Below are 16857 nucleotides of genomic sequence, written 5' to 3' on the forward strand. Positions count from 1 at the left end.
GCTCGCTCTCGCCCATGACGCAACACCCCGTATCCGCTTCGGCGGCCACCACCATCGACCCAATCCAGACGCTGCCTGAGCTCCTGGCTTGGCGCGCCACGCAAAGCCCGGAGCACGAGGCCTACCGCGAATTCGACGTCGTCACGCAGCAATGGCGTAGCCTGAACTGGGGCCAGACCCTGGCGGAAGTGCGAGGCTGGCAGGGCGCCCTGGCCACCAGCGGCATCCAGTCCGGCCAACGGGTGGCCATCCTGCTGCCCAATGGTTTCAACGCCATGCGCATCGACCAGGCCACGCTGGCGCAAGGTGCCGTGCCCGTGCCGCTGCACGCCATCGATAACCCCGGCAGCATCGCCTACATCCTCAGCGACTGCGCCGCCAGCCTGCTGATGTTGGGCCAAGTCGCGCAATGGCAGCAGATCCAGGCCGCCGCGATGCAGGCGGGCATCTCGCTGGACGCGCTGCACACCGTGATTTGCACCGAGGCCAGCACCCAGGAACTTGGCGCCACGGGGTTGGCAGCCCCCCAACCGCGCCTGCTCACTCTGAGCGATTGGTTGGACGCGGGCCGCTCGACCCCGCTGGACCCGGGCAAAGCCAACGCCGCAGGACCAGGGCCGGAAGACCTGGCGACCATCGTCTATACCTCCGGCACGACCGGCAAACCCAAGGGCGTGATGCTGACGCACCAGAATGTGCTTGCCAACGTGAAATCCATCTACCCCTGCGTGACGCCCCTGCCAGAAGACATCTTCCTGTCCTTCCTGCCGCTGTCACACACTTTTGAGCGCACCACCGGGTATTACCTGCCGATCGCGTCGGGGTCCACGGTGGTCTATGCACGCTCGGTGCAGCAATTGGCCGAGGACATGAAGCTGGTGCGCCCGACGGTGCTGATCTCGGTGCCGCGCATTTATGAACGCGTGCACACCCGGCTGCTGGAGATGCTGTCCAAGTCGGGCTTCAAGCAGCGCCTGTTCGAGGCCGCGCAGGCCGAGGGATGGAAAAGGTTTCGCGCCGCACAGGGCCTGACGGGTGAGACGGCAGAAGACGCCGCCCAGGCGGCCAGGGCAGGATGGCTGCGTGTCCTACCCTGGGCGCTGCTGCGCAGGCTGGTCGCACAACCGTTGCTGGCGCGGTTTGGCGGGCGCATCCGCATCGCGGTCAGCGGTGGCGCGCCCCTGGCGCCAGCCCAAGCGCGCTGCTTCCTTGGTCTGGGCCTGCCCCTGTTGCAGGGCTACGGCATGACGGAGACCTCCCCGGTCGTGGCGGCCAATCGGCCCGGTGACAACGACCCCGCGACGGTGGGGCGCGCCCTGCCTCGCGTGCAGGTGCGCATCGGCGACAACCGCGAGCTTCAGGTGCGCGGACCCTCGGTGATGCGTGGCTATTGGAACCGTCCCGAAGACACGGCGCGGGTCCTGGATGCCGAAGGCTGGTTGTCCACCGGTGACCAGGCCGAGATCAATGCGCAAGGACGCATCCGCATCCTGGGCCGCATCAAGGAAATCATCGTCACCTCGACCGGTGAGAAAGTCCCGCCGGGTGACCTGGAGCAGGCCATCCTGGCCGACCCCCTGTTCGAGCAAGTGTTCGTGGTTGGCGAGCAGCGCCCCTACATCGCCGCCGTGGCCGTGGTACAGACCGAGGAATGGGCGAAGTTCGCCCAGAGTCTCGGACTGGTTCCCCTGGCCGAGCAAAGCCTCACTGCCCCGGAGGTCCTCGCGGCCGTGCTCAAACGCATCGAGCGCGCCACGGGCAGCTTCCCGCACTACGCCGTGCCGCGCGCCGTCACGCTCACGCGTGAACCCTGGACCATCGAGAACGGCCTGATGACACCCACGCTCAAGCTCAAGCGCAACAACCTGATCGCACGCTTCGAATCGGCCATCGAGGTGATGTACCGCAAGCGTGGCGCCTGAGCAGGCGCTCGACACCGCTGACCTCAACACACCAGCACGCACCGATCCGCCCGAGTTGAGTGGAATAGGAAGACACCCACAGCGAAAGGCCGCGCCTATTTGTGCTCGCGGGTGTAAACCCCGTCCCAATCGGGGGGTGGCGGGTTCTGCTTGTACTCGAGGCAACGCTCGACCAGTTGCCGCACCGCCAGGTCGGCTTCCCCGCGAGCCTGCTCAGAATCCTTGAATTTGGCGATGGCCGCGTCCCACTTGCGCGCCAAGTACAGATCCAGGCCTTCGCCATACAGACGCGCAGCCGTCTGACGCTTGCGGACCTCGCTGCCCAGTTCCGCCTGCTCCAGTTCGGACCACTCGGCGATGGCCTCGTACAACACCACGGGCTCGCTCTTGCCCTTGACGCGCACCAGGTCGAGCTTGCGCGAGAAGACGTGGTCCTTGACCTCCGCATACACCGCGTCGGAAATCAGCAGCGACACGCCATAGTCCTTGCCGGCGGCTTCCAGCCGTGCAGCCAGGTTCACGGTATCGCCCATCATGGTGTAGGACGCCAGCGCATCCGTGCCCATGAAGCCGACCTTGGCCAGGCCGACATTGAGGCCAATGCGGATGCGCATGTCGTGCACCTCGGGCATGTAGCGGTTCTCGCGCTTCCACAACAGGCGCAGATCCTCCAGCTTGCGCAACATCTTGAGCGAGGCACGCACCGCCTTGAGGCTGTGGTCCTCCACGGGCACCGGCGCGTTGAAGATGCCCACGATGGCATCACCGATGTACTTGTCCAGGACCCCCTCGTGCTCCTTGAGGATGAGCGTCATGGCCGACAGGTACTCATTGAGCAGGTTGGCCAGCTCGACGGAACTGAGCTTCTCGCTGATGCCCGAGAAACCGGCCACATCCGAGAAGAAGGCCGTGACCCGCAGCTCCGAGCCACGCTTGAGCGCCGCCATGTCCTTCATGGCCTCGCCGACCACCACCGGGTCGATCATATTGCCCAGGATGCCCTTGATCTTCTCGCGCTCGCGCAGGCCGCCCACCATTCGGTTCAGGGCCCGGGACAGGCTGCCGAATTCGTCCGCGCCCTTGGTGGGAAACGCCACCTCCAAATCCCCCTGCCCCACCTTTTCGGCGTTGCGGATCAGACGCTTGATCTTGCGCACCGCGATGTAGGAGATGGCCACGGCCAGCAACACGGCGGCACCGAAGATCAACAAGGCCATCTCCACCGCCTGGTCGCGGTTGCTCTGGATGGCACGCAAACCGTCGGTGCGGTCGACGATGGTGCGTGTCATGCCGGCGAAGTTCTGCCCCAAAACCACCTGCGGCAGGTCTTTGCCGGTGTCCGAGTACAAAGGCGTGGTGTCGAGTTTCCACAGCACCTCTTCGGCCTCGGTGCGGCTGTTGCCAATCAAGCCATCGGAGAACAGCGTCTTCAACTGCGGTGTGGGCGTCTCGCTTTGTCCAGAATAGATCCATTGCCGCAGCGCCTGCCAACGACGCAAGGTCTTGGCGCGGTCCTCCGGAGATTGCACGGAACGCGCATGGTCAGCCCCGTCGGTGCGAAAACGGACCAGCAACTGGTCCTCCAGCGCCGCGTCACGGAGATAGCCCAGCGCTTCCACCGACTGGCGGTCCTCCTCCGACGGCGGGTGGTTCTTCAGATAACTTTCATAGAGCGCGTTGCGCTGCTGGACCAGCTTGGCGTAACGGTCGTATTGGGCACGGAAGGCGGCGTCCTCAAACGGTGGCGTGGGTGGATTGGTTTCACGCAAGGCCCTCAATCGGGCACGCAGCACCGGCGTGATCTTGGCGAGTTGCGCCAGGATGGGTTTTTCCTCCTCAGCGTAGGCCGCCCAGGCCCAAGGGGGAATTTCCTCGCCCTGCTCGGTGAACCGCGGCTTGAGCTTGGGACGCTGCTGCTCGAGCAGGCGCGCCCTTTCGGTCGAGGCCGGGTGCTCGAAATACGGCGAATACAAGGCTTGCAGTTCCAGCCCGTCCATGCGCAAGGCGACGGGTTTGAGTTCACCCAGCACGCCGTTCTGCCGGATGGCGGCAAAGGCATGCTGCAGGCTCTCTTCCATGGACTGACTGACATCCAGCTGATTGAGCGCCGATGCGGGATCAAAGATGCGGGTGTCGACGGCTGCCTCGGGTGTGAGCCCGGGCTGCAGCCCCAAGGCGGAAAAGGTCTGGATACGGAAGCGGCCAGTGTCCAGTCCGAGTTCCTGGATCTTGCGCTTGCGCGCTTCCAGCAGGTGCGAGATCACGCTCGCATCCAGTTCGCTGCGCAGCTTGCGCGTCTGAATCGATTGCTCGCGCATGCGCTCTTCGGCCGCCTGGGTTTCCGCAGCCGCCTTCACGCGAGCGGGGTCGCCTTCGGGCTTCTGCTCGGCGAGCATCCCCTCGCGTTGTTGGCGCTGCGCCAGCCGATCCTTGAGAGCATCAAGCTCGCGTTCCGCCAGCACCAGTTTCTTCGCCTGTGCCTGCAAGGCGGAGAAGGCCCGATCCGATATCGTGCCCCCGCTCTGCTGCAACAGCAGCAGAACGTTCTTCTCGAGTACCTGCGTGTCGTTGTTCGAGAGGTAGGTGGAGAAATAGTTGTCGCTGGTCTTGGTCTGCTTTTCCTCGATCTTCTCGGTACCGGCCAGGCCGAACCAGTTGCTCTTGATGCCCAGGAAGGAAGTTTCCTTCTTCTTCTCCGTCACGGTCACGGTGGTGGTGACGGTCTGGTACTTCTTGAGCGCCTGGGTCTGCTCGCCAACGCGCAACCGGAACTCCTCCACACGGATCAGGCTCTGCGATATGTTGTCGAGCTCCAGCACCAGCGAAGAGATGTAGTTGCGCGAGATGGCCGCCTCGCGCTCGTAACTCTCGCGCAGGATTTCGGTCTGCTGGTGGACGTAGCTGGTGGACAGGATGACGATGGTGCCCGCGATCAGGCTCCCGGTGAACACGGCCAGCCTGAACTGGATGCCGTTGAGCACCCGCCAGATCCAACGCATCACGGCAACCACGGCACGAATCAGACCCCGCCCGAACATCCAAGGCAGCGCAAGGAACAGGCGCAGCGCACGAGGCATCTGCCCTGGGCGCGCGTCATCGATCTCGGACCTGTCGGCACCGCGCGAAAAACGGCGCACGGCCCCGACCACGGCCCCATTGACGCGCCGACCGCATGATTGCAACATGCGCGTGCCGCCGTCCTTCAAGCGCTGGATGCAGACCCTCAGCCTGGACTGGAATGATGTTTTTTGCTCCATGGCGTACGCGGGCGTGATTTTTTGAGAAACTAGGACGGGTTAGTCGAATTCAAAACCAAGAATTCTTCTTCAGATCATCCACACTGACAAGTCTCGCATGTGAACAATTACCTGCGCTTGGCCATCGCGACACCTCCATGCAGTACGCGTCGTGGCGGCCGCCCCACAAGGCGCAGGTTGCCCTGACCCAAGGTCTGCGCCTGATACGCAGACGTATCAGATCGTTACAACACCCCTGGGTTCAGTCCTGCCCGTCAACCGGCTGCAGGCGCCCCAGGCATCGCTAAGGAGTCGCACTTGTTCGATCTCATGTTCCAGTGGTCGGAATGGATCAAACCTTCCGCCGGCCTGCCCACCGTGCAGTGGGCCTTGCTGCTGGCCTTGGCCGCCGCGACGGGCCACGGCCTTCAACATCGCTGGGGACTGCCCAAGGTGCTCGGTTACTCCATGGTCGGGGCCTTGGCGGGTTTTTCCGGCTACACCACGACCGCCTGGCCCTTGGACGGCATACCCCAATTCCTGATCGAGCTGGGCTTGTCCATCGTGTTGTTCGAGGCCGGTGGTCGTCTCTCACTGCGTTGGCTGCGACTCAACCCCATGCTGGTATTCCAAAGCGTCGCCGAAACGCTGGTCACTTACTTGGCCGCGCTCTGGGTGCTGCGCCTCTTCGCGGTCGACGCGGCTCTTCAGCATCCCCTGGCCCTGCTGCTCACGACCACTTCACCAGGCGTGCTGATGCGGGTCGTGCATGACATGCGCGCCAGCGGCCCAGTGACAGAGCGCGCCATCACCCTGGCCACGCTCAACACCTTCTACGTGTTGGCGCTGGGCGGCGTGATGGCGCGTCTGGTCGGACCGATCGAAGGTCGCCTGGAAGGCCCGGGCATGGGCAGCCTGGTGAGTGCGATACCGGCCGTGCTGCTGTTGGTCTTCACCTCGGTGCTGGTCGGCGCGCTGCTGGCGCTGGCCCTGCGCAAAGCCCTGGCATGGATGAGCCCCAGCAGCGAAAACACCGCCGTGCTGCAACTGGCGCTGATCGCCGCCGGCACGGCTCTCGCCGCGCACTTCGGCGGTTCCGCGCCGCTGGCGGCCTTGCTCGCGGGCGTGCTGCTCAAAGCATGGAACCCGCGCCCCTGGATCTGGCCACGCCAGTTTGGCACGGCCGCCAGCGTGCTGAGCATCCTCACCTTCGTGCTGGTGGCCATGGTCGCAGCCCAGGCGCCTTGGCAATGGCAGGCCTGGGCGCTGGTGCTCGCACTCGCATTGACCCGGGGCCTTGCGCGCATCGGCGCGCTGGGCGCCACCACCCTGCTCGGCATGGGCAGCGGCGCCAGCCCTAGGCAGGCCGTCTGGGCCGCCAATACCTCGTGGCCGATGTCGGCCGTGGCCTTGTTGCTGATCTCCCAGTTTTCCGAGTTCACCCCGACGATCGGTGCGGCGATCGCCGCCATCGCGCTGCCCTTGCTGCTGCTGCTGGAACTGCTCGGTCCCCTGTTGATGACCTGGACCCTGAACCAGACAAGGGAAGCCAGCGATCATCCGGCCGAACGCACAAGGGCGGCCGACCTGGCATCCGCCAAGCCCGACGCAGCAGCCACTCCTGGCCGCGCGAACCCCACCACGCAAGAACGGGAAGACACCCACCATGGCGCTTGAAACCTTTCACCCCTCCGAACCCCTGACCCTGGGCGTGGAATTGGAACTGCAGCTCGTCAACACGCACGATTACGACCTCGCGCCCTACGCCGAAGACATGCTGCGCCTGATGCGCAAGCACAAGCTGCCCGGAAGCGTGGTGCCGGAGATCACCTCCAGCATGATCGAGATCTCCACCGGGATCTGCCATTCACCCCAGCAGGTGAGAGAGGAACTGGGCCAGATCCGCGACGCGCTCGTGCAAAGCGCCGACAAACTCAACATCGCGGTGGTCGGTGGCGGTACCCACCCTTTTCAGCAATGGCATGAGCGGCGCATCTACGACAAGCCGCGCTTCAAGGAAATTTCAGCGCTCTACGGCTACCTGTCCAAGCAGTTCACCATCTTCGGCCAGCATGTGCATGTGGGCTGTCCTGACGCCGACAGCGCCCTGCTGATGCTGCACCGCATGAGCCGCTACATCCCGCACTTCATCGCGCTGTCCGCGTCCAGTCCCTTCGTGCAGGGCCATGACACAGCCTTCGATTCGGCGCGACTGAATTCGATCTACGCCTTTCCGCTCTCCGGCCGCGCTCCCTTTGTCTTGCAGTGGAGTGAATTCGGCAAGTTCTTCGACAAGATGACGCGCACCGGCGTGGTCAACAGCATGAAGGACTTTTACTGGGACATCCGTCCCAAGCCTGAATTCGGCACGATCGAGATCCGCGTCTTCGACACGCCGCTGAGTGTCGAGCACGCGACAGCCCTCGCCGCCTACGTGCAGGCACTGGCCGCATGGTTCCTGGCCGACGAACCCTTCATGCCCGCGGAAGACGACTACCTCGTCTACAACTACAACCGATTTCAAGCCTGCCGCTTCGGACTGGATGCCATCTATGTGGACCCGGCTCGCGGCGAACATATGTCACTGAAAGACCATCTGCTGACGACGCTGGAGCAGGTGCGCCCGCATGTGCAGGCCCCCGGTGCGGCGGACGCATTGAAAAAATTGAGTGAACGTGTGCACCAAGGACACAACGATGCACGCTGGTTGCGCGAGGTACAGGCCAAGGAACAATTCCTTGGTGAAGTGTCGCGCCAAGCGAGTCTGCGATTCCGAGCAACGCCGCAGACGACGTGAAGCAAGCGCGAGCCTGCTTTACGCATCTTTACCAGACCGAAAAATCCGCACCGCTGCACCGGGAAAAACCTTGCTCTCTCGGCGTTTCTTATTTAAGGTCGGCCATACCCGACGCAAGGCGCTCCTCATCCGAGGCCGGCTGGTCGGGCTCTTGGGCGCAAGACGCCTCCGACCCCTCGGCGGCATGGTGTCTTCATCGCCGCCAATTCACCCCTAGGAGAAATAGATGTCTTCAAAAAAATGGATTCTGCTTGGCGTGGCCCCTATCCTCACCCTGGTCATGGCTGGCTGCTCCTCGGTGGCTTTGACCGATACCCCCAGCACCACCGACAGCGCTGCAACAGCCGCGCCCGCCGCCGCCGCCCCAACAACGACGGCGGCACCCGAGGCAGCGCCAGCCAGCGCTGCCGCTCCGGTGGTGGCCACCACCAAGCAGGCTGAGTCGATCGCAGATGTCGCCAAGCTGATCTATTTCGACTATGACAGCTCGGCGATCAAGCCCGAGTTCCGTGCCGTGATCGAGGCACATGCCCGCTTCCTGCAGGCAAATCCGACACGCTCGGTGACGATCGCCGGGCACGCTGACGAACGCGGCGGCACGGAGTACAACCTCGCGCTGGGCCAACGCCGCGCCGATGCGCTGCGCCAGATGCTGGTGCTGCTGGGCGTGAACGCCTCGCAGATCGAGACCATCAGTTACGGCAAGGAAAAACCGGCCGTGCGAGGCAGCAACGAAGCGGCCTGGTCCAAGAACCGCCGCGACGAAATCATCTACAAATAAAAAAAGCGGTCTGCGGACCGCTTTTTTTCACTCCCACATTGAACTGTCTGCTCAGCTGGCAGGACCTCGATCACCGATCGCATTCCTGCTGATGCAGCGCGGTAGACCCTGCAACGATGCGGCCAAGCCTTGCATCCGCTCAGTTCAAAGGCGTGATCGCCTTGCCGCGCTGGAAATAAGCGATCAGATTGTCCGCAGCCAGTTCGGCCATGGCCCGACGTGTCGGCACGCTGGCGCTGGCGATATGGGGCGTGAGCACCACGTTGGGCACCGTCAGCAACTCCGGGTTCAACTTGGGTTCGCCCTCGAACACATCCAGACCCGCGGCAGCGATGCCCCCACCGTTGCTGCCCTTGCGCAAGGCATGCACCAGCGCGTTTTCATCGACGATGCCGCCGCGGGCGATGTTGACCAGCGTGGCCGTGGGTTTCATCTGGGCCAGCTCAGCCGCCCCGATGATGTGGTGTGATTCCTTGGAATAGGGCAACACCAACACAAGGTGGTCTGCCGTTCTCAACAGTTCCTCCTTGCTCACGTAGCGGGCCTGGCATGCGCTTTCGAGCGCGGCGTCCAGGCGGCTGCGGTTGTGGTAAATCACCTTCATGCCAAAGCCATGCGCGCCGCGCTTGGCGATGCCCTGCCCAATACGTCCCATGCCCAGGATGCCCAGGGTCGAACCATGGATGTCCGCGCCAGCGAACATGTCGTAAGCCCATTTCTGCCATTTGCCGGCGCGCAGGTAATGCTCGCTTTCGGTGATCCGACGGGCCGTGGCCATCAGCAGGGCAAAGCCAAAGTCCGCCGTCGTGTCGGTCAACACGTCCGGTGTGTTGGTGCCCACGACGCCATGCGCCGTCATCGCATCCAGGTCGAAGTTGTTGTAGCCCACGGCCATGTTGGCGCAGATCTTGAGGCGCGGGCAGGCCTCCAGCACGGCCTTATCGATGCGCACACTGCCCGTGGTGAACGCGCCGTCCTTGTCGCGCAGTTTGTCGATCAGGCGCGCTCCGCTCATCTCCTCGTCGGACTGGTTGGTCTCCAGCTCGAAATGCTGCTCCAGCTTGGTGATCGTTTCGGGAAAGATCGCGCGTGCCACCAGGATGCGGGGTTTGCTCATCACGGGCTCCTGGTCAAAGGAAGAAGAGGAATGTCACGGCGACGAACAGGGGCACAAGGATGCCCACCGACCACAGCATGTAACCGAAGAAACTGGGCATCTTGACGCCACGGTCTTCTGCGATGGCCTTGACCATGAGATTGGGGGCGTTGCCGATATAGGTGTTGGCACCCATGAACACCGCGCCGGCCGAGATGGCCGCCAGGGTGGTGGCCATCGAACCCATCAGCACCGCCGGGTCGCCCCCCGCTGTATTGAAAAACACGAGATAGGTTGGTGCATTGTCGAGGAAGGAACTGAGGACCCCGGTAGCCCAAAAATACATGGCCGGATTCGGCGAACCATCGGCGTTCGTGACCGCCGCGACGACAGCGCCAAAAGGCCCGTTCACACCAGCCTTCAGCATGGCGATCACGGGAATGATGGTCAGGAAAATGCCTGCGAACAGTTTGGCCACCTCCTGCATCGGCCCCCAGGAAAACTGGTTGTTCTCATGCACGTCGCCCGGCGTGAGCTTGAGAGAGATCAGCGTCACGGCGATCAGACCGGCATCACGCACCAGGCCAGGCAGGCCAACTTCAGTGCCGAATACCTCGAACACCACGCCAGGTTTCCAGACGCCGCTCATCAAGACCAGGCCCACCACGCAGGCCAGCAGGGCGAAGTTGACACTCCCGTCGAAGCCCAGTCGCGGCGTGTCCGGCGTCGGGTCCACCGGTTTGATTTCCTCACGATGTCGGTAGTACCAGCTGTCCAGCAGATAGAACAGCAGGAGCAAGGCCCCGACCAGGAACAGGGTGTCAGGCCAGATGTGCTGCAGGGTCCAGAAGAAATCCACACCCTTCAGGAAGCCCAGAAACAAGGGGGGATCGCCCAGGGGCGTCAGCGACCCGCCCACGTTGGAGACGATGAAGATGAAGAAGACGACGACATGCACCTTGTGGCGACGGTTGTCGTTGGCGCGAATCAGCGGACGGATCAGCAGCATCGACGCGCCCGTGGTCCCCATCAAACTGGCCAGCACCGCGCCGATCGCCAGGATGGCCGTGTTCAGCGCTGGACTGCCATGCAGATTGCCCTTGATGTAGATCCCCCCCGAAACGGTGAACAAGGCCGTCAGCAACAGGATGAAGGGGATGTATTCGGCCAGCAGTGCGTGCACGAGACTGTGCGCGGCCAGCCCGGGTCCGAAGGCCACCGCGAAGGGAAGCAGGAAAGCCAACGCCCAGGCCGCCGCGATCTTGCCGAAGTGGTGATGCCAGAAAAATGGCGCCAGCAAAGGCACCAACGCGATTGACAGCAGAATTCCGGCGAAGGGCACGCCCCAGAGGGCCGACAACTGGCTGCCGTCCAATTCCGCCGCCGAAACCCAACCAGGCCAAAAGACCAGCCCCATCGCCAGCAACCCCAGCGCCCCCCGCAGTTTCCGCAGACCCATCGCTTGCACACCCATCAACTTCTTCCTTTTCTTACCGAACGATGTCATGACTCAGATTTCCAGGCTCAAGGCCTGTGCCGCCGCGCGCAGGTTCGCGGGCAAGGGAACCGGGCGACGCGTGTCGCGGTCCACGTAGACGTGGATCAGATGGCCGCGCGCCGCAGTCGTCGCCGCGCCCTGCGCGAACAGCCCGATTTCATAACGTACGCTGCTGCCACCCACATGGCCGACCCGCAAGCCAGCCTCGATGGCCTGCGGGAAACCCAGGGAGGCGAAATAGTTGCAGTGGTTTTCAACCACCAGACCGATGGTCTGGCCGGACCCGACATCGAGCAAGCCGTGTTCGACTAGCCAAGCATTGACCGCCGTGTCGAACCAGCTGAAATACACCGCGTTGTTGGCATGTCCGTAGGCGTCGTTGTCCATCCAGCGCGTGGTCAAGGTGCGAAATACCTGGTAGGACTCTCGTGTCTGCGGACCGGGGCGTTCTGGAGCCGATCCGGGCTGGCTGGGACGGGCGTCACCCGTTGTTTTTGTCATGGGGCGGCATTTTGCCAGCGCGCCGCGCCGAGCCCAATTAGGGCTTGGCCCCTAAAGCGCATAGACCCAGTCCAAACACCTTGCGTTCACAAGCATCCTCCCTACAATGCCAGTCATGTTGCAGTGCAACATATCGCGTGAGTCCCGTGGTGTCGAGTTCGTGTATGAACCCATTTCCTCAAGGAGTACCGTATGCTGACCGCTGAACAAGTCCTGGCCACCAACAAGGCCAACATCGAATCCCTCTTCGGCCTGACCAGCAAGGCTTTCGAAGGCATAGAAAAGCTGGTGGAACTGCATCTGGCCGCCAGCAAGGCCTTGCTGGCCGACAGCGCCAGCCAGACCCAGACCCTGCTGAGCGTCAAGGACCCGCAGGACCTGCTCACCCTGCCCTCCAACATGCTGCAGCCGCTGGGCGAAAAAGCCGCCAGCTACAGCCGCGAGGTGTATGAGATCTCCACCGCAACCAGCGCCGAATTCAGCAAGGCCTTCGAAGCCCAATTCGCCGAAGTGCAAAAGAAGTTCCAGGAGCTGGTGGAAAGCACGGCCCAGAACGCACCGGCCGGCTCCGAAACCGCTGTCGCCCTGTTCAAGAGCGCCGTGGCGGCAGCCAACAATGTGCTGGAAACCGCGCAGAAGTCCGCCAAACAAGCCGCCGCGCTCGCGGAAACCAGCATCAAGGCTGCGACCTCCAGCGCCATGGATGCCGCTGCGGGTGCCGCCGACTCGGGCAAGTCCAGGAAGCGCGCTTGAAGGCCGGTGCGGCGCGTTTTTTTACAAGGATTTACAGCCGCCGACTTTACAAACCGGTAAAAACCCTGAGATAATTCACTCATCGGAAGTTGATTTCGCTTTATGAATTAATTGTCATAAAACGCTGACGTCGATTTCCACCGTTTGTCTCCTCGGGTCCTTTCGCAAGCTCAGGCTTCAGGGATCCCTTCAAAGCCCCATCCTCGGATGGGGCTTTTTTTTCGTCTTTGGTGCAGGCGCCTTAACCCTTGGCGTTCCTTGACATTTTGTGAGAATGGTTCTCACCGCCTATATGATGCGACTCCCTTCGTCCATCAGAACGATTCTCATGAAGCTCTCCGCTCTACTTCCGTTTGCCCGACTGCTCTGCGTCACCACCCTGGTCGCCGCAAGCGCCGCACAGGCGCAGCAAGTGCTGAATGTTTATTCCGCCCGCCACTACCCGAGTGACGAAATCCTCTACGCAGGCTTCACCAAGAAGACCGGCATTCAGGTCCAGCGCGTGGATTCGGACGACGCCGGCATCGTGGCACGCCTGCGTGCCGAAGGCGCAGCCTCCCCCGCCGACGTGATCTTGATGGTCGATGCCGCTCGTCTATGGCGAGGCGAATCGATGGGCCTGTTCCAGCCGGTCAAGTCCGCCGTGCTGGACGCCGCCATTCCCGCGACGCTGCGCGGCGCCCCCGACGCCCAAGGTGCCTCCAGCTGGTACGGTTTCTCGACCCGCGCCCGCGTGGTCGTGTTCGACCCGGCCAAGGTCAAGCGCGAGGACGTCGACACCTACGAAGAACTTGGCGACCCCAAGAACAAGGGCAAGCTGTGCCTGCGGTCCGGCTCGCACCCCTACAACCTTTCGCTGTTCGGCGCAGTGCTCGAACACATGGGCGAAGCCAAGACCGAAGCATGGCTCAAGGGCATGGTCGCCAATCTGGCGCGTGATCCTAAGGGCGGAGACACCGACCAGATCCGCGCCGTGGCCTCGGGCGAATGCGCCATCGCGGTCACCAACAGCTACTACCTCGCGCGCCTGATGCACTCGACCAAGCCGGAAGACCTTGCCGTGGCCGATCGCGTACAAGTGGTCTTCCCCAACCAGGCCAGCTGGGGCACGCATGTGAACATCGCCGGCGCCGCCGTGGCCAAGCACGCGCCCAACCGCGCTGGGGCCATCCAGTTTCTGGAGTATCTGAGCAGTGCGGAAGCGCAGGAGGTCTTCTCCGACGCGAACAATGAATGGCCCGCCGCCAAGGGCGTCAAGGTGAATAACAGCGCCTTGCAGCGCATGGGTGGTTCCAACTTCAAGAGCGAAACCATCCCGATCAGCGCCGTGGGCGGCAATTCCCTGAAGGTACAGCAAATGCTCGACCGCGTCGGGTTCAAATAAGCCGAGACGCCCGGTGCCAACGGCCATGACAGCGATGTCATGGCCGTTTTGTCATGGTCAGCCGATAACGGCTACTTGTTCTTGGACATCTGCAAGGCCCCGATCAAGGTGCAACGCGTGCCAGATCGTCTCGCACCGCTTGAGGCGATGGCGTCCGCGCCCAGTCTCACTCAGATCGGCAAGGCCACGAGATCGTGTCCGTCGGTCGCGACGATGCGTGCCTTGGTGAATTCACCGGCCTTCAAGGTCTTGCTGATTTTTTCCGGCGGCAGCAGGCGTACCGTGCCGTCAATCTCCGGCGCGTCGGCATAACTACGACCCACGCCGCCTTTCTTGCCCAGGCCAGGCGCGGAGTCGACCAGCACCTGCATGGTCGCCCCGACACGCCGCTGCAGACGCGCGGTGGAGACTTCCTCGGCCACGGCCATGAAACGCTGGCGCCGCTCCTCGCGCAGCGCATCCGGCAAGGCGCCGGGCAACTCATTGGCGGCCGCACCACGCACTGGGCTGTAGGCAAAACAACCCGCACGGTCGATCTGGGCCTCACGCACGAAGTCGAGCAGATGCGCGAATTCTTCCTCGGTCTCACCCGGAAAACCCGCGATGAAGGTGCTGCGCACCACCAACTCGGGACAAATCTCACGCCAGCGCTGGATACGCTCCAGGTTCTTCTCCCCGCTGGCCGGTCGCTTCATGCGCCTCAGCACCTCCGGGTGGCTGTGCTGGAAAGGCACGTCCAGGTAAGGGAGCACCAAGCCCTGTGCCATCAAGGGCAGGATGTCGTCCACGTGCGGATAGGGATAAACGTAGTGCAGACGCACCCAGGCGCCATGTTGCGCGGCCAGCTCGCCCAGCGCTTGCACGAGGTCCAGCATGCGTGTCTTGACCGGCTTGCCGTCCCAGAAGCCCGTGCGGTACTTCACGTCCACGCCGTAGGCCGAGGTGTCCTGGCTCACCACCAGCAACTCCTTCACGCCGCCTTCGAACAGGGCCTTGGCTTCCTTCAGCACGTCGCCGACTGGACGGCTCACGAGGTCCCCCCGCATCGAGGGGATGATGCAGAAGGTGCAACGGTGGTTGCAGCCTTCACTGATCTTCAGGTAAGCGTAGTGGCGCGGCGTGAGCTTCAAGCCCGCCTCGCCAAAACCACCCGGCACCAGATCCAGGAACGGGTCGTGCGGCTTGGGCAGGTGCAGGTGCACCGCATCCATGACCTCTTGGGTGGCGTGGGGCCCCGTCACCGCCAGCACGCTGGGGTGCATCTGCCGAACAAGGTTGGTCCCACCCTCACCACCCTCCGCTCCACCGACGGTGCGCGCCCCCAAGCAGCCCGTGACGATGACCTTGCCGTTCTCGGCCAGCGCCTCGCCGATCGTGTCCAGGCTTTCCTTGACGGCATCGTCAATGAAACCGCAGGTATTCACGATGACCAAATCAGCGCCGGCGAAGGTCTTGGAAGTCTGATAACCCTCGGCACTCAATTGCGTGAGGATGAGCTCGGAATCGGTCAGGGCCTTGGGACAGCCCAGGCTCACAAAACCGACCTTGGGCGCCGCCAACGAAGCCGTCGCGGTTGTGGCCGCATCCTTGGAAGTTTGCATGTTCATGTCGAAGAATTCAGGGTTGAAGGCCCGGGAGCATCTGCCTGTCGGCGGGCCATGGCGACCAGGGCGGTGGACACCAGCACCACGATGAGTACGGCGCCCGAGAAATAGTCTGGCAGAGACGGCACGGCCATCGCGCCCGAAGCCTCGGATTCATGGAGGGCCTGCACATTCAGGAACAACAACACGGTGATCAGGCCGCGCGGTGCGAACCACAGCAGCAGGTCAGCCGCCGGTTGCCGCGCGAACGCCAGCAGCAAGCGGCGCCCGCCGTAAATCACGACCAGCGCCAGCGCCGCCGTCATCCAGGCCTGCCAGGCGAGCAAGTCGGCCAGCTCGGTCCAATACCCCAACAAGATGAAGAACACCCCCCGCACCGCGAAGGTCAGTTCCTGCACCAGCACCTTGAACTGGTCCAGGGTCGTGTCATAACTGGCATCCATCCAGCCACGCAGACCGGGGATGCGGGCAATCAAGCTCGGGTTGTTGAGCACCAGGCCGAACAGCAACACCATGATGAGCGGCGAAAGGTGCAGCAACTCCCCGACCGCGTACAGACCGAACAGTCCGGCCAGCAGGGGAACGAAACGGATATGGCCGTCGACCCGCATCAGCACCATCACCAGGCCGATCGAACATACGGCCGACAGCAACAAGGACAGTACACCGCCACCGATCAGGCCACTGAGCAAACCGACCACCGTGCCACCAGAGTTCATGAGGGCGAAGAACACCAGCACGCCCAAGATGTCGGAAATCGAACTTTCGTAGACCACGAACTCGCGCACCGACCCCGGCTGAGACTGGCTGCTGGGAATCGCGACCGCGCTGCTGATGATGGCGAAGGGCACAGCCAGCAGCAAAGCCGAGAACAATGACCAGCCCAAGACCAGCATGGCCAGGGCGGCAAACACGGCCATGTAGAACAGCAGACTGGCCAGGGCCATGCCGAAAGCCCGACCCGCCAGGGGAAGGCGATCGCGCCGCAGCTCGATGTCGAACGCGCCCTCAAGCACGATCAGGATCAAGCCGATGGCACCCAGCACCGGCACCAACACACCCACCCCATCCAGTTGATAACCCAAAGCCGCCAACAAGGGCTTGGCGACAAAGCCCACGGCCACCAGCACGATCACCGAGGGCAGGCGCAACAGGGCACTGACGCGCTCGACGGCAAAGGCCAGCAGCAGAAAGATGGAAACGATCAGGATCGCTGAATAGGCCATGAGCACCGAGCACGTGAAGGGCCTCGCGCCACGGGAGGTGGCCCAAGGCCGGCGCGCTG

At 63.1% G+C, this 16857-nt stretch carries 12 protein-coding genes; 6 read left to right on the forward strand and 6 right to left on the reverse strand.

What is annotated here, in order from left to right:
* Nucleotides 1–14 precede the first annotated feature (14 nt).
* Entirely contained in the window at nucleotides 15–1922 is a 1908-nt protein-coding gene (locus tag AZ34_RS11200) for an AMP-dependent synthetase/ligase (protein WP_051509712.1), read from the forward strand.
* Between the two features lie 95 nt (nucleotides 1923–2017).
* Here the strand turns inward: AZ34_RS11200 and AZ34_RS11205 are convergent, their stop codons facing one another.
* Nucleotides 2018–5107 carry an adenylate/guanylate cyclase domain-containing protein gene (locus tag AZ34_RS11205; protein WP_231495515.1) on the reverse strand — a complete coding sequence of 1030 codons (3090 nt, stop codon included), beginning with the start codon at nucleotides 5105–5107 and terminating at the stop codon, nucleotides 2018–2020.
* Between the two features lie 369 nt (nucleotides 5108–5476).
* On the opposite strand from AZ34_RS11205, the gene AZ34_RS11210 reads away from it, so the two are divergent.
* From AZ34_RS11210 to pal, 3 genes are all read left to right on the forward strand, one after another.
* Nucleotides 5477–6835 (forward strand): cation:proton antiporter, encoded by a 1359-nt coding sequence (locus AZ34_RS11210; protein WP_035608082.1) that lies wholly within the window; start codon nucleotides 5477–5479, stop codon nucleotides 6833–6835.
* Complete coding sequence (locus tag AZ34_RS11215) at nucleotides 6825–7955, forward strand: YbdK family carboxylate-amine ligase (RefSeq protein WP_035608084.1); 1131 nt, start codon at nucleotides 6825–6827, stop codon at nucleotides 7953–7955. The genes AZ34_RS11210 and AZ34_RS11215 overlap by 11 nt, the downstream gene beginning before the upstream one ends.
* A gap of 226 nt (nucleotides 7956–8181) precedes the next feature.
* Nucleotides 8182–8736, forward strand: a complete 555-nt coding sequence (gene pal / locus AZ34_RS11220; RefSeq protein WP_035608086.1) for a peptidoglycan-associated lipoprotein Pal — start codon at nucleotides 8182–8184, stop codon at nucleotides 8734–8736.
* Between the two features lie 139 nt (nucleotides 8737–8875).
* Here the strand turns inward: pal and AZ34_RS11225 are convergent, their stop codons facing one another.
* The 3 genes from AZ34_RS11225 to AZ34_RS11235 all read right to left on the reverse strand — a co-directional run bounded on the left by AZ34_RS11225 (nucleotide 8876) and on the right by AZ34_RS11235 (nucleotide 11831).
* Nucleotides 8876–9853 (reverse strand): 2-hydroxyacid dehydrogenase, encoded by a 978-nt coding sequence (locus AZ34_RS11225; protein ID WP_035608088.1) that lies wholly within the window; start codon nucleotides 9851–9853, stop codon nucleotides 8876–8878.
* Between the two features lie 13 nt (nucleotides 9854–9866).
* The gene (locus AZ34_RS11230) at nucleotides 9867–11249 is read right to left on the reverse strand and encodes a sodium:proton antiporter (RefSeq protein ID WP_035611551.1); all 1383 of its coding nucleotides are present in this window, start codon (nucleotides 11247–11249) and stop codon (nucleotides 9867–9869) included.
* Between the two features lie 93 nt (nucleotides 11250–11342).
* Nucleotides 11343–11831, reverse strand: a complete 489-nt coding sequence (locus AZ34_RS11235; RefSeq protein ID WP_035608090.1) for an acyl-CoA thioesterase — start codon at nucleotides 11829–11831, stop codon at nucleotides 11343–11345.
* A gap of 192 nt (nucleotides 11832–12023) precedes the next feature.
* On the opposite strand from AZ34_RS11235, the gene phaP reads away from it, so the two are divergent.
* Nucleotides 12024–12584 (forward strand): TIGR01841 family phasin, encoded by a 561-nt coding sequence (gene phaP / locus AZ34_RS11240; RefSeq protein ID WP_035608092.1) that lies wholly within the window; start codon nucleotides 12024–12026, stop codon nucleotides 12582–12584.
* A 328-nt stretch (nucleotides 12585–12912) separates the two neighbouring features.
* Nucleotides 12913–13968: a Fe(3+) ABC transporter substrate-binding protein gene (locus AZ34_RS11245; RefSeq protein WP_035608094.1), complete on the forward strand. Its 1056-nt coding sequence runs from the start codon at nucleotides 12913–12915 to the stop codon at nucleotides 13966–13968.
* Between the two features lie 170 nt (nucleotides 13969–14138).
* On the opposite strand, the gene rimO is transcribed toward AZ34_RS11245, so the two are convergent.
* Both rimO and AZ34_RS11255 read right to left on the reverse strand, forming a co-directional pair.
* A complete protein-coding gene (gene rimO / locus AZ34_RS11250; protein WP_155831880.1) occupies nucleotides 14139–15569 on the reverse strand; it encodes a 30S ribosomal protein S12 methylthiotransferase RimO in 1431 nt (476 codons plus the stop codon).
* A 2-nt stretch (nucleotides 15570–15571) separates the two neighbouring features.
* Nucleotides 15572–16798, reverse strand: coding sequence for a cation:proton antiporter (locus AZ34_RS11255; protein WP_035608096.1), 1227 nt, complete (start codon nucleotides 16796–16798; stop codon nucleotides 15572–15574).
* Nucleotides 16799–16857: the final 59 nt, after the last annotated feature.

The organism is Hylemonella gracilis str. Niagara R (assembly GCF_000600295.1).
Lineage (GTDB): Bacteria > Pseudomonadota > Gammaproteobacteria > Burkholderiales > Burkholderiaceae_C > Hylemonella > Hylemonella gracilis_A.